Origin of the sequence: Streptomyces sp. NPDC001941, assembly GCF_040296945.1 — a bacterium.
Classification (GTDB): domain Bacteria; phylum Actinomycetota; class Actinomycetes; order Streptomycetales; family Streptomycetaceae; genus Streptomyces.
In genome coordinates this window covers 55,928-76,049 of the sequence record NZ_JBEOYE010000028.1, presented here as the reverse complement: position 1 = coordinate 76,049, position 20,122 = coordinate 55,928, and the positions used below count along the sequence as shown (strand labels likewise).

General features: G+C 72.2%; 20 protein-coding genes. 6 read left to right on the top strand and 14 right to left on the bottom strand.

Annotated features, from left to right (window positions below):
• Positions 1 to 173 precede the first annotated feature (173 nt).
• From ABT160_RS20235 to ABT160_RS20220, 4 genes are all read right to left on the bottom strand, one after another.
• Positions 174 to 677, bottom strand: coding sequence for a hypothetical protein (locus ABT160_RS20235; RefSeq protein ID WP_351649054.1), 504 nt, complete (start codon positions 675 to 677; stop codon positions 174 to 176).
• A 217-nt stretch (positions 678 to 894) separates the two neighbouring features.
• Positions 895 to 1,665, bottom strand: a complete 771-nt coding sequence (locus ABT160_RS20230; protein ID WP_351649053.1) for a hypothetical protein — start codon at positions 1,663 to 1,665, stop codon at positions 895 to 897.
• A gap of 82 nt (positions 1,666 to 1,747) precedes the next feature.
• Entirely contained in the window at positions 1,748 to 2,653 is a 906-nt protein-coding gene (locus ABT160_RS20225) for an NAD-dependent protein deacetylase (RefSeq protein ID WP_351649052.1), read from the bottom strand.
• Positions 2,654 to 2,806: 153 nt separating this feature from the next.
• Positions 2,807 to 4,021: an FAD-dependent monooxygenase gene (locus tag ABT160_RS20220; RefSeq protein ID WP_351649051.1), complete on the bottom strand. Its 1,215-nt coding sequence runs from the start codon at positions 4,019 to 4,021 to the stop codon at positions 2,807 to 2,809.
• Between the two features lie 204 nt (positions 4,022 to 4,225).
• On the opposite strand from ABT160_RS20220, the gene ABT160_RS20215 reads away from it, so the two are divergent.
• The 3 genes from ABT160_RS20215 to ABT160_RS20205 all read left to right on the top strand — a co-directional run bounded on the left by ABT160_RS20215 (position 4,226) and on the right by ABT160_RS20205 (position 7,594).
• The gene (locus ABT160_RS20215) at positions 4,226 to 4,894 is read left to right on the top strand and encodes a TetR/AcrR family transcriptional regulator (RefSeq protein WP_351649050.1); all 669 of its coding nucleotides are present in this window, start codon (positions 4,226 to 4,228) and stop codon (positions 4,892 to 4,894) included.
• A gap of 73 nt (positions 4,895 to 4,967) precedes the next feature.
• On the top strand, positions 4,968 to 5,339 hold the full coding sequence (locus ABT160_RS20210) for a DUF6234 family protein (RefSeq protein WP_351649049.1): 372 nt from the start codon (positions 4,968 to 4,970) through the stop codon (positions 5,337 to 5,339).
• Positions 5,340 to 5,512: 173 nt separating this feature from the next.
• Positions 5,513 to 7,594, top strand: a complete 2,082-nt coding sequence (locus tag ABT160_RS20205; protein WP_351649048.1) for a glycosyl hydrolase family 28-related protein — start codon at positions 5,513 to 5,515, stop codon at positions 7,592 to 7,594.
• A 108-nt stretch (positions 7,595 to 7,702) separates the two neighbouring features.
• Here the strand turns inward: ABT160_RS20205 and ABT160_RS20200 are convergent, their stop codons facing one another.
• The 5 genes from ABT160_RS20200 to ABT160_RS20180 all read right to left on the bottom strand — a co-directional run bounded on the left by ABT160_RS20200 (position 7,703) and on the right by ABT160_RS20180 (position 14,064).
• Positions 7,703 to 8,740 carry a hypothetical protein gene (locus tag ABT160_RS20200; RefSeq protein ID WP_351649047.1) on the bottom strand — a complete coding sequence of 346 codons (1,038 nt, stop codon included), beginning with the start codon at positions 8,738 to 8,740 and terminating at the stop codon, positions 7,703 to 7,705.
• The gene (locus tag ABT160_RS20195; protein WP_351649046.1) at positions 8,737 to 10,203 is read right to left on the bottom strand and encodes a phenylacetate--CoA ligase family protein; all 1,467 of its coding nucleotides are present in this window, start codon (positions 10,201 to 10,203) and stop codon (positions 8,737 to 8,739) included. Before ABT160_RS20195 ends, ABT160_RS20200 begins: the two co-directional genes overlap by 4 nt.
• Before the next feature lie 311 nt (positions 10,204 to 10,514).
• Entirely contained in the window at positions 10,515 to 11,972 is a 1,458-nt protein-coding gene (locus ABT160_RS20190; RefSeq protein WP_351649045.1) for an insecticidal delta-endotoxin domain-containing protein, read from the bottom strand.
• A gap of 297 nt (positions 11,973 to 12,269) precedes the next feature.
• Positions 12,270 to 13,289, bottom strand: a complete 1,020-nt coding sequence (locus tag ABT160_RS20185) for a trypsin-like serine peptidase (RefSeq protein WP_351649044.1) — start codon at positions 13,287 to 13,289, stop codon at positions 12,270 to 12,272.
• 118 nt (positions 13,290 to 13,407) lie between these two features.
• Positions 13,408 to 14,064 (bottom strand): pyridoxamine 5'-phosphate oxidase family protein, encoded by a 657-nt coding sequence (locus ABT160_RS20180; protein WP_351649043.1) that lies wholly within the window; start codon positions 14,062 to 14,064, stop codon positions 13,408 to 13,410.
• Between the two features lie 189 nt (positions 14,065 to 14,253).
• Between ABT160_RS20180 and ABT160_RS20175 the strand changes: the two genes are divergently transcribed.
• Both ABT160_RS20175 and ABT160_RS20170 read left to right on the top strand, forming a co-directional pair.
• The gene (locus ABT160_RS20175; RefSeq protein ID WP_351649042.1) at positions 14,254 to 14,883 is read left to right on the top strand and encodes a TetR/AcrR family transcriptional regulator; all 630 of its coding nucleotides are present in this window, start codon (positions 14,254 to 14,256) and stop codon (positions 14,881 to 14,883) included.
• Positions 14,884 to 15,063: 180 nt separating this feature from the next.
• The gene (locus ABT160_RS20170; protein ID WP_502984271.1) at positions 15,064 to 16,611 is read left to right on the top strand and encodes an MDR family MFS transporter; all 1,548 of its coding nucleotides are present in this window, start codon (positions 15,064 to 15,066) and stop codon (positions 16,609 to 16,611) included.
• 222 nt (positions 16,612 to 16,833) lie between these two features.
• Here ABT160_RS20170 and ABT160_RS20165 read toward each other — a convergent pair whose 3' ends face one another.
• On the bottom strand, positions 16,834 to 17,250 hold the full coding sequence (locus tag ABT160_RS20165) for a VOC family protein (RefSeq protein ID WP_351649040.1): 417 nt from the start codon (positions 17,248 to 17,250) through the stop codon (positions 16,834 to 16,836).
• A gap of 93 nt (positions 17,251 to 17,343) precedes the next feature.
• On the opposite strand from ABT160_RS20165, the gene ABT160_RS20160 reads away from it, so the two are divergent.
• Positions 17,344 to 17,916, top strand: coding sequence for a GNAT family N-acetyltransferase (locus ABT160_RS20160; protein ID WP_351649039.1), 573 nt, complete (start codon positions 17,344 to 17,346; stop codon positions 17,914 to 17,916).
• A gap of 28 nt (positions 17,917 to 17,944) precedes the next feature.
• Here the strand turns inward: ABT160_RS20160 and ABT160_RS20155 are convergent, their stop codons facing one another.
• The 4 genes from ABT160_RS20155 to ABT160_RS20140 form a co-directional block, all read right to left on the bottom strand.
• Positions 17,945 to 18,202 carry an SGM_3592 family protein gene (locus ABT160_RS20155; RefSeq protein ID WP_351649038.1) on the bottom strand — a complete coding sequence of 86 codons (258 nt, stop codon included), beginning with the start codon at positions 18,200 to 18,202 and terminating at the stop codon, positions 17,945 to 17,947.
• Between the two features lie 117 nt (positions 18,203 to 18,319).
• Positions 18,320 to 19,327, bottom strand: coding sequence for an SDR family NAD(P)-dependent oxidoreductase (locus ABT160_RS20150; protein WP_502984268.1), 1,008 nt, complete (start codon positions 19,325 to 19,327; stop codon positions 18,320 to 18,322).
• Between the two features lie 59 nt (positions 19,328 to 19,386).
• The gene (locus ABT160_RS20145) at positions 19,387 to 19,608 is read right to left on the bottom strand and encodes a helix-turn-helix domain-containing protein (RefSeq protein ID WP_351649037.1); all 222 of its coding nucleotides are present in this window, start codon (positions 19,606 to 19,608) and stop codon (positions 19,387 to 19,389) included.
• The gene (locus ABT160_RS20140) at positions 19,608 to 20,099 is read right to left on the bottom strand and encodes a DUF2975 domain-containing protein (RefSeq protein ID WP_351649036.1); all 492 of its coding nucleotides are present in this window, start codon (positions 20,097 to 20,099) and stop codon (positions 19,608 to 19,610) included. The genes ABT160_RS20145 and ABT160_RS20140 overlap by 1 nt, the downstream gene beginning before the upstream one ends.
• Positions 20,100 to 20,122 lie beyond the last annotated feature (23 nt).

Here is a 20,122-nt window from a genome sequence, read left to right as displayed (position 1 = left end):
CGCCCGGCACCCCCTCGTAGCCCCGGGTCGTCGCTCTGAGTAACGACATTAGGGCGGGGGAAGCCCCCGTGGGCGTTTCTGGCATCCACACGTCAGGCTCTGTCGAGAGCACGCCGCACGGCCCTGCATCCGGCCTGGTGGGTCGCGCCTCCGCACCCGGTGCGCTGCGTCGTTCAGGCAGCCGCGCCCCGCGCCCTGCGCAGCGTACGCAGGATGAGCCACTGGTCGCCCCAGGCCATGGCGGCGGCGATCACGGCCATGAGGAGGCCGACGGCCACCTGCCCGGTGGCCGCACCGAGTGCGAGCCCGGCGACACCGAGGCCGTAGCGGATGGCGAAGCGCACCACGAGCAGGCCGAGGGCCAGCAGACGCGTGCGCTTGTTCTTCCAGAGCGCCTTCATCAGACGGAAGCGGGCCTTGAGGACCGTGAGGGCGAGGACGGCCTGTACGACGGCGAGGACCGGGATCACGGCGTAGAGGACGGGGTAGGCGTGCGCGATGTCGAAGATGCCGGCGAAGAGCCCCGCGATCGGGAAGTACCAGGTGGGCAGCCCCTTCAACTCGACCTCCTCAGAGCTGACTTGGGTGCCCGGCGTTCCGCCCTCGGTGGCTTGCGCCTCCCGCTGGACCGGCGGCTTGCTCTGGACCGGCAGCTCACTCGCGGCCATGGCACCCATGACGTTCCCCTTACCTGTCTGCCTCGCGGCCGTCGGCCCCTGCCGACGTGACCGATACTCCCGTCAGGGCCGACTTCCGCGGCAGAGCGATCAATCCCCGAACGCCCGTGACAAATGTCCCGTCGTCAGGAGCACGCAGCGTCAGGGGCCACATAGCCGCCGGGGCGCCAGGCGGTGCGCCAACACCCCTCCGCAGGGCGCCAGTCGGCCCGCGCACTCACACCCGCCGGGCGGCCTCCGCGCGCTTGCGGTGTTCGCCGCGCAGCACCAGCGAGGGCCACTCGTCCCCGTACGCCCCGCACGCGCAGACCGACCACAACGACCACTGCTGCGGCACCGCGTAGTACGGCACGAGCACCTTCGCCGTACGCAGTCGTGAGCGCTTCACCGGGACCAGCGCGGGCAGTACGTCCGGCGCCTGGCCTGCCAGGATCGCGCGGCGGCAGGACGTGCAGGCGGGGCGCCGGTCGGCCGCGGCCTCGCGCGGGCCCGTACGGCGGCGGGCCCGGTCGCGGTGCTGTTTGCGCACGGGGGAGTGGGCGCCCTCGGCCGCCGCGTGGAGCGGGTTGTAGAAGCAGCGCCTGGCGGCCGTGGGCACCGCCTCTCCGGCGGCCCGTGCGTGCACCGTCGCGAACCGTTCCAGCGCCCGGTCGGCGAGGACCGCCGCGGCCGCCAGGTCGGGCAGGTCCGCCGCCTCGTCGAGGAGTTTGCCCGCGGCCTGGAAGGCGTCGAAGGCCCAGGCGCAGTCCGCCTGTGCCTGCGGATCGGAGCCGGCGGGGGCCAACGAGGAGGCGGTGAGCGGTAGTTCGGCGACGCGCAGCACCTCGCCCACCGCCGTCACCCGTGCCGAGACCAGGCGTTCCAGCCGCTCGCGGGCCGTCGCCCACTCGTCGAGCACCAACTGCTGCTGTTCCTTGGAGAGATCCATGGACCGCTGCCCGGGCACGGCCGGGCGGACCCGCTCCATGAACCACCAACGCCTCAGCACTCTGCCTCCCCTCGCCCTGACCAGCGTAGAGGCTTCCCGAACACGCCGGGGCGGCCGGGCCTTGTCGGTCGCCCAGGGTGCGTCAGACCGAAGTCGGCCCGTCCGCCTCCACCGTGATCCCGAGCCGCTCCGCCAGCGCCGTCAGGGTCGGCCCGAGGGGGAGCGCGAGCCGGGTCACGGCGTGCACGTCGCCGCGCGTCGGGTCCTGGTTGACGATGAAGACCGGCTTCCCGGCGCGCGCCGCCTGCCGTACGAACCTCAGGCCCGACATCACCGTCAGCGACGAGCCCAGGACCAGCAGCGTGTCCGCCGCGTCGACCAGTGCGCGGCACTCCTCCACTCGGGCCGCGGGGACCGTCTCGCCGAAGAAGACGACGTCGGGCTTGAGGAGGCCCCCGCAGCGCTCGCAGTCCACCACCCGGAAGTCCGCCGCCTGCTCGTCGGTGAGGTCCGCGTCGCCGTCCGGGTTCAGCCCGGCGGCGACCGGCGCGAAGCCGGGGTTGGCCGCCTCCAGGCGCTCGGCGAGCGCGCGGCGCGCGGTGAGGGTGCCGCAGGACAGGCACACGACCCGGTCCAGCGCGCCGTGCAGCTCGACCACGGCGCGGCTGCCCGCCGCCTGGTGGAGCCCGTCGACGTTCTGGGTGATGGTCCCGCGCAGCAGGCCGTGCCGCTCGAACGCCGCCACGGCCAGGTGACCGGCGTTGGGCCTGGCCCGTCCGAACGTGCGCCACCCCAGGTGGCTGCGCGCCCAGTAGCGCCGCCGCGCCCGCGCGCTGGAGGTGAACTCCTCGTAGGTCATCGGGGTGTGCCGCTTCAGGCTGCCCTCCCGGCCCCGGTAGTCCGGGATACCCGACTCCGTGGACAGGCCGGCCCCGCTCAGGACCAGCGTGCCGCCGGCCGCGAGGGCCCGGAACACCGGCTCCGGATCGGTGGTGCCGGGCCGCTGCTCCCCGTCCGGCGTCCAGCTCAGTGTGGGTCGCGTGCGCATGCGGCCAGGGTACGAGAGGAAGTGTCCCGGACCGGGGAGGGGCCCTCCGGCATGGAGAGGACCCGCCTGGACCGAGGGGGCCCTCCGGCATGGAGCGGGCCTGCCCGGACCGGGGCGGGGGCCCCACCCGGTACCCCCGACCCGTTCCCGCGGTCAGACGGCGGCGATGTCGATCGACTTCTCCCGGAACTGCCGAGCGGCCACGGCCTTCAGCACCCGCTTGCCCGTCCCGTTGCCGAGCAGGTTCTGCGTGACCGTGCGCAGTGCCTTGTCCCTGCGGGTCTGCGGGACGAACATCGTCAGCCCCTGCGTACGCCCGCTGCGCTGCTGGAGGGTCATGAACGGGCGCAGCCGCTGGTCCCACTCGCGCAGGGCCCGTGCGGTGCTGCCGGGGTTGCGCTGGAGCAGGGTGCCGAGCAGGTCGGCGCCCGCCATGGCCGAGGAGGCGCCCATGCCGGAGTAGAGGGTCGGGCACCAGGCCGAGTCGCCGAGCAGGACCACGCGGTCGGTGTGCCAGGTCGGCATCTCCACCTGGTGCACGGAGTCGAAGAGGTGGTCCTCGGCCTGCTCGAACTGGTCGAGGAGGTGCCCGAGCAGGGGGCCCGTCGGCTCGGGGCCGAAGGCGCGGCGCAGCGACTCGATGGCCGGGCGGCGGAACTCGGCGTCCTCGTCGTCGGTGCGGTAGCTGAAGAGCAGCCCGGGCGGGCGGTCGCCGAAGGGGAACGTCCACACCGACCTCCCGGGCTCGGCCAGGACGACGCCGTCGTGCGGCCGGTACCCCGGGATGGGCCGCGCGAGGATGGTGGCGCCGATGACGTGGCCGAGGGGCCGCAGGAAGCGTCGGTCCGGCCCGAAGACCAGCCTGCGCACGGTGGAGCGCAGGCCGTCGGCCCCCACCACGAGGTCGAAGCGTTCGACGGTGTCCGTGACGGAGTCGCCCGAGGCGGTACGGAGGGTGACCGCCACGCCGTCGGGGTCCTCCGCGATCCCCACCGGGCCCGTCCCGTAACGGACGCGGGTGTGGGGGACGACCCTGTCGTGGAGCGCGGCCTCGATGTCACCGCGCAGGATCAGGCGCGGGCCTCCCGGCAGGTCGCCGTAGCCCAGGCCGGGCCTGCGGCGGCGTCCGGCGCGGTCGATGTCGTACGTGACGCTGTCCGGCCCGGCCCGGTTGCCGATGGCGTCGAGCACGCCCATCCGCTGGGCCGTGGCGCGGCCGGTCTCGAAGAGTCCGATGAAGTACCCGGCGGGGCGCCGCTCGGGGGCGCGCTCGACCAGGACCGGCTCCCAGCCGACCTCGCGCAGGCGCAGGGCGGCCGCCAGGCCGCCGATGCCCGTGCCGACGACCAGGGCGCGTGGGGTGTTCACGGTGATCGTGCCTCTTTCCTCGCGGGGAGCTGAGGGATGCGGTGGTTGCCGCCGGACGGCGTGCCCGCAACGTCCGGACGACGTGCGAGCGATGCGCGTACGGCGTGCGTACGACCATCAAGCGGAGATCGGATCTCCATTTCGCGCATCACCGTACCACCCAAGTGGAGATCGGATCTCCGTATTTCTGGGTACAGTGGGGCCATGAGCCCAACCAGCCCCGCCGCCGCGACCGAGGACTCCCCGCGCCGCCGTCCCCTGCGCGCGGACGCCGAGCGCAACCGGCAGCGGATCCTCGCCGCCGCGCGGGAGGTCTTCGCCGAACGGGGGCTCGACGTGACCCTGGACGACATCGCCCGGCACGCGGGCGTCGGCGTCGGCACCGCCTACCGACGGTTCGCCAACCGCGAGGAGCTCATCGACGCCGTCTTCGACGACGGCGCGCGGGAGTTGGTCGAGATCGCCGAGCAGGCCCTCGCCCGGGAGGACCCCTGGGACGGGCTGACCGACCTCTTCACCGCCGCCGGCCAGCACCTCGCCGACAACCGGGGCCTGCGGCAGATCCTCCTCGAACGGGGACAGGGCGCGTCGCGGTCGGACGGCCTGCGCGAACGGCTGACGCCCGCCGTCAGTGCGGTCATGGAGAGGGCCCAGCGCTCGGGCCAGCTGCGTGACGACATGGAGGTGACCGACTTCCCGCTCATCCAGCTGATGCTGGGGACCGTCACCCTGCACAGTCACGCCGTCGACCCACAGCTGTGGCGGCGCTACCTCACCGTGGTCCTGGACGGCCTGCGCCACGACCGGGACCGCCCGACACCGCTGCCCCGACCGGCCCTCGGAGAGCGGGAGTTCGACCGCGCGATGCGCTGACCCGGCCCGACCTAGTCCCAGGTGAGTACGCGTGCTCATGACGCCGCCCCTCCGTCCGGGCGATCGTCTCCTGGTGAGTACCGAACCCGAGCGCCGCGGCCGTGGCGCCGCCGTGGCCCTGGCCGCCGTCGAGCTGCTGGCCCTCGCCCTGATCGCGCTGTCCTGGGCCGCGTCGTACTGGTCCTGGGACCCCCAGAGCTACGGCGACCCGCCCGGCCCCTACCTGCGCAAGGCCGTCTTCGTCGTGGCCGCCGCCGTGCTCGCCGCCGTGGTGGCCGGGGTCCGCCGGGCGCGTACGGCCGCCGTCAGCCAACTCGTCCTGGCCCTTGCCCTCTGCGGGGTCCTGGTCGCGGTGAAGGCCCCGGCCGAGCACGTATACGAGTCGTCCTACCGGGACGCCTGCTTCGCGGGCCTGGGCTGCGGCGAACCGGCCCCCGCGCCCTGAGGCGCATGCGCAAGAAACCAACCCCATCCCGCAAATTCACATCGCACAACCGGAAAACTCGTACGACTCTCTTGTGGAATCAGGCCAAGTCGCCCTACTGTCGCCGCACTTGACCCCCGTCGGCGCACCCGTCCACCCGCGCGCCCACGCGACACGAGAGAATCGAGCCCCCGATGTCGTGGTACTCCGCCCGTCCGGACGCGGCCGACCGCCGCGTCCCGCGCCGAAGACCAGCCCGCCTGGTCGCCGCCCTGACCGCCGTCGCGGCCGGGGCCTCCCTCGCCGTCGTCCAGCCGGCCCTCGCCTCCAGCGGTCCGGCCGCCGGCGGGTCCGGTGCCGGTGCCACCCCCGTGACCCGCGCGGCGCTCGACCCCGCGCTCGTCGAGGGCCGGGGCGCCGACGTGCCCTTCGTCGAGCAGGAGGCGGAGAAGGCGCGGACGAACGGCGAGGTCATCGGGCCGGACCGGACGGCGTACACCCTGCCCTCGGAGGCGTCCGGGCGCTCGGCGGTGAAGCTGAAGCCCGGCCAGTACGTCGAGTTCACCCTGCCCCGCGCGGCCAACGCCCTCACCGTGCGCTACAGCATCCCGGACGCCCCCGCGGGCGGCGGCATCACGGCCCCGCTGGACCTCACGGTCGACGGCAAGCGACAGGCCCCCCTGACGCTGACCTCGCAGTACTCCTGGCTCTACAACCAGTACCCGTTCAGCAACGACCCGGCCGCCGACCTCCTGCACCCCGACTGGTGGATCACCGAGTGCGGCTGCGTGCCCAGCGCCACCATCCCGGCGCCGGTCATCGACAAGCCGTTCAGGCCCAGCCACTTCTACGACGAGCAGCGCGTCCGGCTGGCGAGGACCTACCGCGCGGGCGACACCGTACGGCTCACCGCGCCCGCCGGCACCAAGGCCGCCTGGACCGTGATCGACCTGCTCGACTCGGAACTGGTCGGCGCGCCGCACGTCAACCTGCGTGCGGTCAACCCGCTGCTGTACGGCGCCGATCCGACCGGCCGACGAGACTCCGCCGACGCCATCGACAAGGCGATCGCCGCCGCCAAGCGCCTGCGCTTGAAGGTCTACCTGCCCCCGGGCACGTACCAGGTGAACCGGCACATCATCGTCGACGACGTAACGATCGAGGGCGCCGGGAACTGGTACACCACCGTCAAGGGCCGCCAGGTCACCCTGGACACGCCCGCCCCGGACGGCTCCGTGCACACGGGCGTCGGCTTCTACGGCAAGGACGCGGCCGACGGCGGCAGCCGCAACGTGCACCTGTCCGGGTTCGCGGTCGAGGGCGACGTACGCGAACGCGTCGACACCGACCAGGTGAACGCCGTCGGCGGCGCGATGAGCGACTCCACGATCGACGGCCTGTACCTGCACCACACCAAGGTCGGCCTGTGGTTCGACGGTCCCATGAAGAACGTCAAGGTCACCCGGAACGTCATCGTCGACCAGATCGCCGACGGCCTCAACTTCCGCCGGGGCGTGACCGATTCACTGGTCTCGCAGAACTTCGTGCGCAACACGGGTGACGACGCGCTGGCCATGTGGTCGGACAAGGAGCAGGACGCCCGCAACACCTTCTCGCGCAACACGGTCCAGTCCCCGGTCCTCGCCAACGGCATCGCCCTGTACGGCGGTTCGGACAACACGGTGAGCGGCAACCTGATCGCGGACCCGGTCCGCGAGGGCAGCGCCCTGCAGATCGGCTCCCGCTTCGGCGCCGAGCCGTTCACCGGACGGCTCCTGATCGCCGACAACACGACCGTGCGCGCGGGGGCGTTCGAGCTGAACTGGAAGATCGGCCTCGGGGCGATCTGGCTCTACGCCCTGGAGCGCGACATCGACGCCGACGTCCAGATCACCGGCGACCACTTCCTGGACAACACCTACAACGCGATCATGCTCGTCTCCGACTACGGGGTGAAGGACAAGTACAAGATCACCAACGTCCACTTCAAGGACATCCGGGTGGACGGCACCGGCACCTCCGTCCTCAGCGCCCGCTCGGCAGGCTCGGCCTCCTTCGAGAACGTGGACGCCCGCAACGTCGGAGCGGTCGGCATCAACAACTGCGGCTCGTTCAACTTCCCCGCCACCGGTTCGGAGTTCACGGTCGAGGACCGGGGCGGCAACGACGGCGGCGGGACGACGGGACCCTGGCTCGCGCCCTGGGAACTGCCCAACACCATCACCTGCGACGACCGTCCGCCGGTCGTGGCCCCGCCCGCGCCGGGCGCGTGGTGAGGTGACGCGCCGGCGCCCCGGGGCTCCTGCCGCCCTGGGGCGCCGACGGCCGTTCACGGCCGGTACGCGTCGCGGCGCCCTACGACCGCCGGTACGCGTCGTGTCGCCCTACGCCGGGCCGGACTGCCGTACCACCGGCACCCCCTCGTGCCCCCGCAGCCGTGCATCGCGACGGGCGCGGCCCGGCGACGCGCCCGACCCGACCACCCGGCCGTCGGCGAGCGCCTCCCAATCCCCTTGCGCAGGATTCGAGTTCGATGTCCGCAACGCCTGGAGGAGTACGGGGTCGGGGGCGACGTCCCCGGTCGCCGACGCCGCCCGGGGCGCACCCGCCCGCCACTCCGCGCTCGTCCGCTCCGCACCGCGCGCCCGCTTCCACAGCAGGTGCTGGAGCACGATCAGCGGCCCCAGCGCGGTCAGCAGCGGGAACGCGCCCGTCAGCACGCCCAGGCCGAACAGGAGGCTCACGGTGCCCGACACCGCCACGCCCACCGTCGCGGCCACCACGCCCGCCGCCCGGCCGAAGGCCTTCGTTGCCGTCAGCGGGAACAGCACCAGGAGCAGCAGGTCGCCCAGGCCCAGCGCCACCGGCGGATCGCCCTGGTCCACGGCGAGCAACGGGGCGAACGGCAGGCCCGTCACCTGCGCGGCGAAGCGCTCCATGACCGAGGTCAGGCCCGTCGCCACCAGGTCGTAACAGGCCAGCGCGCCCGCGAAGAAGGCGGTGTGCGACGAGCGCATGCCGCTCTGGGCCCACATGTTGGCGACCCCCACCACGGCAGCGGCCAGCAGCACGTCCGTCAGGACCGTCACCGCGACCGGGAGGTCCGCGAACGCGCAGACGGCGGTGGCCCCCACGGCCAGGACGGACACCAGCCAGGCACGCCCGCCACCCGTCAGCGGCGCCAGCGTGAACTGCAAGGCCGCGCACAGCACCAGCGCGAAGACCACGGCCACGGCGGTGCGGGGGAGCGCCAGGTAGGCCAGCGGCGCCGCGACGACGACCACGAACATGACGGCCACGTCCGGGAGTTCGTACCGGCCGACCGGAGGGCGCGGCATCCGGACGCGCGCGAAGTAGGCGGAGCCGACCGCTGTGATGGCGGCGACGACACAGGTGAGGCCCACCAGGGCGGGGGCGTTCACGCCGGGCTCGCCAGGCGTACGGGGGCGGGGTGCGCCGCCTCGAAGGTGTGCTCGCGCAGGTCCGCGCGGACCGGCCCGGTCGTCGGCATGGTGGCCGGGTCGTCGTGCGGCACGATGCCGACGAGCGCCAGGCCGAGGGCGGTGGCGCGTTCCTCCAGGCGCCCGCGCAGCGCGGTGGCGGGCAGCCGCCGCACGAGCACGTGCAGGAGCGGGCCGCCGGGTCTCTCCTCGATCGCGTACCGCGCGGGCTGCGGCACGTCCCGCTCCGCGTCGAGCAGGGTCAGCAGCGAACGGGTCGGCGTCTCGACGCTCCGGGGGCCCGACCAGCGGCCGAGGACCGGCGAGGTCGCGGGCAGGTGCGCCATCGCGCAGGCCGGCTCGGCCTCGGGGCGGCGCACCAGGTCGCCGGTGGCGTACCGCAGCAGCAGGGTGCAGTCGCGGTAGGGGACGTACGGTGTCTGGACGATGATCCCGGTTCCGCCCGGTGGCGTCGGTGCGTGCGTCACGGGGTCGACCACCTCCAGGTGCCCGAACTCGGCCGTGTGGTGCAGATGCCCTTCGTCGCACGACGTGCCGCCCGAGGGGACGGCCTCCGTCATCATGTACGACGTCGACACCCGTGCGCCCAGGGCGCGTTCGGCCCGTTCCCGCAACGGGTCGGAGAGGACTTCGCCGCCCACGCCGATCGACGCCAGCCCGAAGTCCGCCGCGTCCCAGCCCCGCTGCTCGGCCTCCTCGACCAGGGCGGCGAGGTACGAGGCCGAGGTGGTCAGGTGCGTGATCTGCGGCGCCTTGCCGCGCAGGCCGAGCGGGGCGGCCAGCCGGTCCAGCGCCACCGCCGGGTCCACGGTGCCGATCTGCACGAAGGCGGCGCCGATCCGCGTCACCGACTCCTCCACGTTGACCAACGGCAGCGTGGCCCGTGAACAGCCCGCGTACGCGAGGACGTGGTGCGGCCGCAGGCCCATGCCGAGCACCGCCGAGACGGTGCTCATGGCGATGGAGACCTCCACCTCGGCGCGCGAGAACCACACGGTGGTGGGAGTGCCGCTGGTCCCCGTGGTCAGCGCCATCAGCGCAGGTGCGGAGGCGGCCGAGACGAAGGCGGCGGGCAGGGCCCGCAGGGCCGACTTGGGGGTGACCGGGACGCGGTCCCAGGTCTCGGGGGTGAGGGTGCCGGGGTCGAGCCCCAGCTCGTCGAACGTCCGTCGGTAGTACGCGGTGTGGCGGGCGGCGGCCCGCGCGGTGGCGCGCAGGCTCCGCTCGGTGACGGTCCGGCGCACGGCCGGGTCGACCGCGCCGGCCTGCCCGGGGAGCAGGGCGGAGTCCGCCCCCGGCTCGCCGAACTCGGCCAGGGTCGCGACGAGGTCGCGGGAGATGCGCTCCAGGTCCCGCGGGCGGATCCGCCCGTTGCGCAGGACGGCCATGCCGTAGCGGAGCTGGCTGAGGGCGGTGCCGAACAAGGGGCCTCCTGGTGCCTGGACCGGGCTGTCCTCCCGGTCCAGGCCGGGGACCTGTCGTCAGACCATGCTGGCGAACATGGCGGCGGTCAGGGTGCTGAAGGCGTACTTGATGTAGTGCTTGACCATGGGGGATCTCCCTCTTCCGCGCCGTCCCGGGGGACGGCTGGGCTCCTTGGTGGTGCACTCCCGACCGGGAACGGTCGTTCGGTGAACGAGACCATAGAGCAGGAGAGTTGATCGCTCAACGGTATCTCCCGGATCACTCGGATCACTCGGATCACTCCGATCACTCGGCGAGCGGCGACCGGGTCTCAGCCGGTGAGCAGCGACCGGAAGCCGAGGACGATGCCCTCCGTACCCGGCGGCTGGGTCTCGCTGGACTGGGTGATCCGGATGCTGGAGAGGGCCTGGGCGGCGGGTGCGAGGTCCAGTGACTGGGCCGGGTAGTCGTGCCCGTCGGCGTACTTCCCGTTCCCGTTGGCCAGTGTCCTCCCCTTGTTGGTGGTGAATTCCAGACTCCCGATCTTCTGGCCGTACTGCGCTTTCACCTTGGTGATGTACTCGTCCTTGTCGAGGGCGATTTCCTTGAGTTCGCCACCGTCGTCACCCATCTTCTCGCCCCAGGTGTCGCCGTATTTGACCTGGACCGCGTCCACGGAGTCGTACCCCCAGATGCGGACGGCCGTGATCGGGGCGCCGCGCTTCTCGGTGGGGGCCTGTGCGGAGGCGCTCCAGGGGGCACCGTCCGTTCCCCGCCCGTAAGGCCCGTAGAAGGATTCCCTGTCCAGGCCGGCCTTGGCGGAGTCGGGCATCTTGTCGGCCAGGTAGGGCCACAGCTTGGCATAGTCGAGGACGTTGAAGCGCATGGCGTTGTCGTAGTCCGCGTACGCCTTGAGTTCGTTGGCTTCCTTGCCGCCGGAGTCGTTGATGATGCCCTGAGAAGGCTTGACCTTCTTGCGGCCTTCCTCGTACGTCTTGTTCGCCCAGTCCACGTAGTTTTCCTTGTCCGTGGAACCGGCTTCTTCCTTTCCCTTCGCCAGCTTCTCGGCGGCGCTCTTCCAGTCCGCGACCACCTCCTTGGGGACGTTGAGTTCCGAGGCCTTTCCGATCGCTTCGTCCAGCGCCTTCTTCTTCTCGGAGGTACGTTCCTTGCCACCTTCCGAGGGCGCACCCGGGGTCGTCATCCTCTTCAGGTCCGCGCGCATGCCGGCGATGGTGCCGCTGTCGTAGCCCCACTTCGCGCCCTGCTTGACCCCGTCGGACAGCAGCATCAGGTGCGCGTTCGCCGCCGCGGCGAACATCGGCAGCGAAGCCACCGCGAAGGAGTCCTTCTGGAACTCGGGGACGGCCCCCTCGATCGAGATGAGCGCCGCGGTCTGCACGTCGCGCAGGTGCTCGGCCGCCTGCTTCTTCTCCTGCGCGCTCGCCTTCTCGTAGTTCTTCACGGCGTCGCTGTAGGTGTTGAGCTGCCTGCTGACCCCGTCCAGTTTCGCCCGGAGGGTCTCGGCGTCGTAGTCGGCAATCTTCTGGTCCACCAGAGCGCCGATGCGGTCGTTGAGCTTCTTCCACAGGGCGTCCGTCGACTGTCCCGACGAAGGGAAGAGCACCGAACTCAGCAAGTTCGTGAAGGCGCTCAATGCCGGTCCGACGTACGGCAGGTATCCCACGCCCACCGAAAGGAGCGACATCACGTACTGCGCTATCGCGTTCTCGTCCTTGAGGTCGACCTTACTGCCGTCCTGATATGCCTTGAGGAGCTGGGCGATCAATTTGCTGGCCTGGTCGGGCGACAGGGTCTGCTTTCCCGGTAGCGAGGCGGGAGCTTGACGGCCCTCCGCCTCCCTTGCCCAGGAGACTGCCGGGGCCAGTGTCACCGAAGACACCGACAGTGCCACGGTGACGGCCAGAGACCGAAGGGTGAATCCTCGTGTGGTCCGCACGTTTCTCTCCGATGGTCATTGCGACGGGTGCGGACGACGCTATGTGCCGAAGGAAAGGGCCTCCAGGGACGAAAGACCATAAAGACGGAAACAGAATTGTGCCGAGCTCCGCCCCGGCGTCAGCCCTCAGCCCTCAGCACCAGCGCGGCGCCGGGCGTCCTGATCCGCGCCGCGGATCAGGACGCCGAACGTCTTGGGCAGTAGCCGGGCCGCGACGGAGTTGCCGTTCTTCACCTTGTAGTCGGAGCTCGTGCTGGTGACCCCGATGATCTCCCAAGGGCCCTTCCCGGTGCGGTGGATCCAGGGCCCGCCGCTGTTGCCCCCGTACAGGTGACAGTTGTCCGTCACGAGGGTGGAGTCCGGACGTCGGGGGAACTGCGGCTCGGCGTTGCCCAGGCAGTGCATCAGGCGTTCGCCGTCGTACGGCGCGTCGGCCGGGTAGCCCAGGCTGTGGAAGCCCTTGAAGCGGACGCTGCTGTTCGTCGTACGAGGGGTGAAGGCGCCCACGACGTCCTGCACGTGCCGCCCGCGGCGGCCCTCGGCGACGGTCAGCACCGCCACGTCGTACTCCGACGGGCCCTTGTCCATGTAGAGCCGAGGCACCGCCGCCACGGTGACCGGCCAGATGCCGTAGGGCCGGCGGGAGCGCCGGTCATCGGCGCCCGGGATGAACGCCAGGTTCCGCGACCAGGTCCGCTGCTCCGGGTCCCAGGCGCAGTGCGCGGCGGTCACCACGAGCGAGCGGCTGCGCGAGCGCACCACCGAGGCGCTGCACTGGGTGTCGTCCGTGCCGCTGGTGAACACCAGCTTCCCGGAGATGCGGGACCGGGCGTCACGCTTGTAGGGCTGGGGCCAGGGTGCGTAGCCGTTGGCGTCGGCGCGCGGCGTGAGGCGCTTGGCGCGGGGGACCGACCGGTCGGTGCCGGGGGAGTGGTCGGCGCCGGGGGCGGACAGGTGCTCCGGCTTGGCGTGCGTGATCCGCGCGTTCGTCCAGTAGCTGCTGACGCCCTGCGGCGAGTAGACCTGCTGCACCACGTCCGGCGGCGGCTCGCTCACGGGAGCTGCCGGGGCGCCGGGGGCGGACGCGGCGGTGCCGGCGGCGGCCAGCACCAGGGCCAGGGCCAGCGTGGGGGCGATTCTGCGCACGGAACGTGTCTCCTCCGGGTGGTGCCCCCCTGACTGTCCGTCGCAAGGTAGCCGCCGACCCGGCGCGACGACCGCCGCACCGCCGCGTCACGCTCGTGTGTCCCCCGAACTGCCCCTCCTAGAGCGCGCCTTCCCCCATCGCCGCGATGTGCGGCGGCAGCGCGATCCCCGCCGCCAGGTCCGGTGCCGGGACCGGGGTGCCCGTGACCGTGCGCATCGGTACGTTGCCCGCCCACAGGCCGAGCTCCGCGTCGGGTCCCTCCCCGTCGTCCGGGGGGCCGGTGGAGATCTTCACCGACGCCTCGGTGAGGTCGAGGGCCATCACGGTGGTGGCGGCCAGTTCCTTGCGGCTGGGGCGGCGGGCATAGTCCCACTGTCCGGGGGCGCACTGCTCGGTCAGGACGCGCAGGCCGGTCAGCTTCTCGTCGCCGGTGAGGACGCGCGGGGTCCCGTACACCATCGCGGAGCGGTAGTTGACGCCGTGCTCGAAGACGGACCGCGCCAAGATCAGCCCGTCCACGTGGGTCACCGTGACGCACACCTCGGCCGCCGGGTCGGCCCGCAGGCTGCGGCTGGCCACCGAGCCGTGGAAGTAGAGGGCGTCGCGCGTGGCGCCGTAGCACGTCGGTACGACCATGGGCGTGCCGTCGACGACGACTCCGAGGTGGCAGACGAAACCGGCGGCGAGGACCGCGTCCAGGTCGGCGCGGTCATGGCTGCCGTTCTCCCGGAAGCGCCGGTGCCGCGTGCGCTCCGTCGTGCCGATCTCGTCCATCCCGTTCCCTTCCGAGAGCGGATTTCGTGCCGTGGAGGTTCCCACGCCGCGAAATCCGCGCATGCCTGTGACCGCAACCTAGATCACGCCGGGCGGGGCGGGCAATGGCCGCGGAGGGTGACCGGGGGTGGCCGGAACCCGGTCCCAAAATTTTGCAGTGCTCTGCATTTTTGCGCTAACCTGCAAAATATGGTGAGCGAGGAGCGCCCCGAGGGGTTGAGGGAGCGCAAGAAGAGGGCGACCCGGCACGCGCTGTTCGAGGCGGCCGTCCGGCTCGCCGCGGAGCACGGCATCGACCAGGTCACGGTCGAGATGATCAGTGAGCGGGCCGGTGTCTCGGCGCGCACCTTCTTCAACTACTTCAAGAACCGCGACGAGGTCTTCGTCATGTCCGACCCCGACGTCGGCGAGCGCATCCGCGCCGCCGTCGTCGCGGCCCCCGGGGACCAGTCGCTCCTGGACGTCCTGCGGGAGGCCATCGTCCACGAGCTGCGCGACATCGTGCTCAACAAGGACGTCGGCCCGCTCGTCGCCCAGGTGTTCGCCAGCTCACCGGAATTGACGTCCCGCGTGCTCTCGCTCCAGGCCCGCGAGGAGGAGCGGTTCGCCGCCGTCTTCGCCGAGCGGCTCGGGGCCCAGGGAAGGAGCGGCCCCCGTGTCGAGATCTACGCCCGCCTGCTCGCTGCCGTCACCGGCACCGCCGCGCGCGTCGCCGTGACCCACTGGCAGGAGAACGACACCGCCGTTCCCCTCGCCGACACCTTCACCCTGGTCTACGACCAGCTCGCCGCCGGGCTCTCCGGACCACTCGACGACTGAGCGGCCGGACCCCGTCGACCCGCCCGACCCCGGCGGCCGTCGTGGCGGCCGTGGCCCAACGGCCGGTCCGCCCGCGCCCGTTGCCGCCTGCCCCGTGCGGGCCCCATGCACAGACCCGTACCACCACACCCGTACAACAGGAGTGCTCACGTGAGTACTGATACCGCCGGATCGCCGTCGGTGCAGAACCGCCAGATACTGCAGGCGATGTCCGGCCTGATGGCCGGCATGTTCGTCGCCATCCTCGCCGGAACGATCGTCTCCAACGCGCTGCCCCGGATCATCGCCGACCTCGGCGCCAGCCAGTCCTCCTACACCTGGGTGGTCACCGCCGAACTCCTGGCCATGACCGCCACGGTGCCGCTGTGGGGCAAGCTCTCCGACCTGTTCAACCAGAAGCTGCTGCTCCAGACCTCCCTGGCGCTGTTCGTCGTCGGCTCGCTGGTCGCCGGCTTCTCGCAGGGCATCGGCATGCTCATCGTCAGCCGGATCATCCAGGGCATCGGCGCCGGCGGCCTGACCGCGCTCGCCCAGGTCGTCATGGCCGCCGTGATCCCGCCGCGCGAACTCGGCCGCTACAGCGGCATCTTCGGCGCTGTCTTCGCCGTCGGCACGGTCGCGGGACCCCTGGTCGGCGGCGTCCTGGTGGACACCGACTGGCTCGGCTGGCGCTGGTGCTTCTTCATCGGCGTGCCGTTCGCGCTCGCCGCCATCGCCGTCCTGCAGCGGTCCCTGAAGCTGCCGACCGTGCGCCGCGAGGTGCGCATCGACTGGCTCGGCGCGTTCCTCATCGTCTCCGGCGTCTGCGCCCTGCTGATCTGGACCTCCCTCGCGGGCAACAGCTTCGACTGGGCCTCCTGGCAGACCGCCGCGCTCACCGGAACCGGTGTGGTGCTGCTCGCCCTCGCCGTCCTGGTGGAGTCGAAGGTCGCCGAGCCGATCATCCCGCTGACCGTCTTCCGCAACCGCACCGTCACCCTGGCCACCGTCGCGAGCTTCTTCGTCGGCGTCGCGATGTTCGCCGGGTCGGTCTTCCTCGCCCAGTTCTTCCAGATCTCGCTGGGCAAGTCGCCGACGGCCGCCGGCCTGATGAGCCTGCCGATGATCGGCGGCCTGCTGGTGTCGTCCACCGTGGCCGGCCAGATCATCACCCGTACCGGACGCTGGAAGGCGTTCCTGGTGGCGGGCGGCATCGTCATGACGGCCGGTCTCGGCATGCTCTCCACCATCGGCGCGGACACCGGCTTCGGCGTCCTCTCCCTCTACATGGCCGTCCTGGGCCTCGGCGTCGGCATGCTGATGCAGAACCTGGTGCTGGCCGCGCAGAACGACGCCTCCGCGCACGAGATCGGCGCCGCCACCTCGACGCTGTCGTTCTTCCGCAGCCTCGGCGGCACGGTCGGCACCAGCGTCCTGGGCGCGATCCTCGCCAACCGGGTCGCCGACGAGATGGCCAAGGGCCTCAAGGCGCTCCCTGGCACCGGCGCCGCCGTGGCCGACGGCGGCGGCAGCGCGGTGCCGGACATGAGCACGCTGCCCGAGCCGGTCAAGGGGATCGTGGAGCACGCCTACGGCGTCGCGACCGGCGACCTCTTCCTGATGGCCGTGCCGTTCGCGGTGGTCGCGCTGATCGCGGTCCTCTTCATCAAGGAGAAGCCGCTCAAGACCACCACGGCCACCGAGCGCCGCGCGCAGGAGGAGAAGGAGGCGGCCCTCGCCGAGCACTGATCCGGCGTACGAGGACCGGTGTAAGCGGATCCGGCGTACGAGGATCGGGCGTACGCAACCCCTCCCGGGCCCGGCACCGCAGCCCCCTGCGGTGCCGGGCCCGCCCGGCGCCGGCGCGGTTCCTTCGCGGCACGAAGCCGGTCCCCGGTCCTCTCGTACGAGGGCCGGGGACCGGCTTTCGCGCTACAGCGGGGGACCGGGCCGGCGCTCGCCCGGCACCGCTCAGGCCTCCTTGTGGACGGCCTCGATGTTGTTGCCGTCCGGGTCGCTGACGAACGCGCAGTACGCGCGGTACTCGGGCCACGCGCGCGGCGCGTGCCGCGAGGTGCCCCCGGCCGCGACCGCCGCCGCGTGGAAGGCGTCCACCGCGTCCCGGCCGTCCGCAGCGAACGCGATGTGCACGCCCCGGGTGACCCCCTGCTGAGTGCTCCCCTGGGTGGCCTCCGTCCCGCCCGGCGCGCGCTCCAGGGAGAGCGACGGCGTGTCCTGGCGGGGACTCCAGTACTCGGCGACGCCCTCGTCCCGGTGGCCGACGCCGATGCCCAGGGCCGCCAGGGAGGCGGTGTAGAAGCGCTCGCTGGCCTCGAAGTCCGAGGCGAACACCCCGAGGTGATGGACGAAGGACGTCATGGTCTCCATGCCGCCCGAGCCTACGGAGCGCACCGGGAGGCGCCCTTCGACGCGCGAGCCGCTCCCGAAACTCACGCGACACGGGTCCGCGCACGGAGAAGAATGCCCGGGTACCGGTCCGTCACCACCGCCCCGGAGGCATCGATGTCCCTGCCCGCCGAAGCCGTACGACTGACCGGTGAGGGAATCGTGCTGCGCGAGTGGGAGAGCGCGGACCTCCCGGTCATGGTCGAACTCTTCGACACGCCGGACGTCGCGGCCCGCACCCCGCTCCGGTCGCCCTTCGACCTGGCCGCGGCGCGGGAGTACTTCGCGATGATCGAGCGGACCCGGGCGGAGGGGCGGCGCCTCCACCTCGCGATCACTGCCGACGGCGGCTCACCGCTCGGCGAGGTGCTGATCAGCACCTCCCAGGGGACCATGGGGTACGCCGTGGGCCCCGCGCACCGCGGCCGGGGCCTGGCCCAGCGGGCCGGGCGGCTCCTCGTCGACTACGCGCATCGGGTCCTGGGGCTGTCCCCGGTGCGGCTGGAGATCGAGCGGGACAACGCCGCCAGCATCGCCGTCGCGCGGGCCATGGACTTCCGCGAGACGGGCGAGGCGCCGACACCGGTGTACGAGAAGGGGCGGTCCTTCTCGCTGTACTCCTGGAGCCATGACGCACCGCTCCAGTGAGCGGGGGCGGCGCGTGTGATCAGGAATGTCAGGAGCGGCGGCGGCGCCAGCGGCGGCGTGCGCGGCTGAAGAACCAGCCCGCCGGAGGCTCGTCCGCCCGCCAGGGCTGCGGCTCGGGAGGCTGGTCGCGCCAGCGCGCCGCCAGCATGCGGCTGCGCGCCGAGGGCTCCTTCACGGTGGCGCCCCTGACGAAGTCCTCGTCCAGCTCGCGGGAGAGATCGGTGTCGGCGTCGGGCCCTTCGGACGATCCCCTGCGGGCTCCGTCGTACTGCCGGTCCTCGTTCATGGCGGGATCACCTCCTGTCCGTAAAAACGCCGGCGGCGCGCGCACCGTTCCTGACCAGCAGGGTTTCTCATGGAGCTCTCATGTGTCGCTGCCCCCCGTCGGGCCCGCCCGGCCCCGTCAGCGGCGCGTGAGCGGTCCTGCGCCGGTCGCCGCGACGGAGAGGTCCCACAGCCGGGCGGCCGCCTCGGGGTCGACGGCGTAGGCGCGGACGCCGCCGTCGTCCATGGGCGTGCCGGGCGGGATGACGCGTGCGACCTCGCAGTCCTCCAGGTAGAGCCCGCCGCGCTCGTCGAGCAGTGCGGAGGTGGCGGCCCACAGACCGGTGGCGGCGCCTTGGGAGGGCGTCTTGAAGCCTTCGCCGACGACGTTGCCGTGCTCGTCGATCCAGCCCCGGTCGATCTGCTCCCGGAGCGTCATCTCCCGCTGGAGGCCGGTGATGATCTTCCCGGGGTGGAGCGCGAAGGCCCGTACGCCGTCGCCGCGCCCGAGCGCGTCGAGCCCCACCGCGAAGAGGCTGTTGGCCGTCTTGGCCTGGCCGTACGCCAGCCACTTGTCGTACCCGGAGCGGAAGTGCGGGTCGTGCCAGCGGATGTCGGTCAGGGTGTGCCCGGCGGAGCTGTTCACGACGACCCGGGCGCCCCCGGCGGCGAGGAGCGGGTAGAGCGCGTGGGCGAGGGCGAAGTGGCCGAGGTGGTTGACGGCGAACTGGCCCTCCCAGCCGGGTCCCACGCGGAGTTCGGGGGTGGCCATGACCCCGGCGGCGGCCACGAAGAGGTCGATCCGGTCGAGGCCGTCGCCGAGGTGCGTGGCGGCGGTACGCACGCTGTCCAGGTCCGCCAGGTCCATGGGGACCACGTCGCACCCCGCCACGTCGGCGAGGACGGTGCGCGCGGCGTCGGGGCGGCGGGCCGGGACGAGCACCCGGGCCCCGGCCGAGGCCAGCGCGCGGGTGGTGGCGAGGCCGAGGCCGGAACCGCCCCCGGTCACGACGGCGGTCGTTCCTGAGAGGTCGAGGCCGGCCAGGACGTCCTCGGCGGTACTGGCGGCGGAGAAGGGGGAGTTGAGCGGTCGCTGAGTGGTGGGGGGCACGTCGGTGGCGCCGGGAAGCCGATCGGTGGTGGTCATGCCCGCGACCCTAGGAATTGGAGTGCGCTCCAGAGCAAGTACGGGCCCGGGGAGGGCGGTCAGGAGTCCGCGCCGCCCTCCGACTCCCAGCGCAGCAGGTCGCCGGGCTGGCACTCCAGCACCTCGCAGAGCGCGGCGAGCGTCGCGAAGCGCACCGCCTTGGCGCGGCCGTTCTTGAGCACCGCCAGGTTGGCGGGCGTGATCCCGACGCGGTCGGCGAGCTCGCCCACGGACATCTTCCGCTTGGCGAGCATCACGTCGATGTCGACGGCGATCGGCATCAGATCACCTCGTCCAACTCGGCCCGCATGCGCGACGCTTCGACGTCACGGGCCACCGCCTGCACGAGCAGCATCCGCAGGACGAGGACGATGAGCGCGACGCCCAGGACGGCCAGTCCGATCCCGGCCATGATGACGGTGACACCGGGGTCCTCGCGCTGTCCCGGCGCGTTGACGGCGGTGACCGTGAACCACAGCAGGGCGGCGGCCACGATCGCTCCGATCACCCCGTCCACGTACCGGAAGGCGGCGTGCGAGAACACGGTCCCGCGCCGCACCATCGCCACCAGCCGCCACACGCAGACGAGGGCGACCTGCGCCGTCATCATGCCGAGGACGACGATCACGCGCATCGCCGTCAGCGGCATCGTCGTGTCCTCGTCGTCGGCGCCGGAGACCAGCGTCCACACCATGCCCGCCTGCACCAGCACGGTGCCGAGGAGCACCACCGCGAGGACGGCGCGCAGCGCTCGTACCGTCAGCTTTCCCATGACTCACCCTTCCATCGATTTAC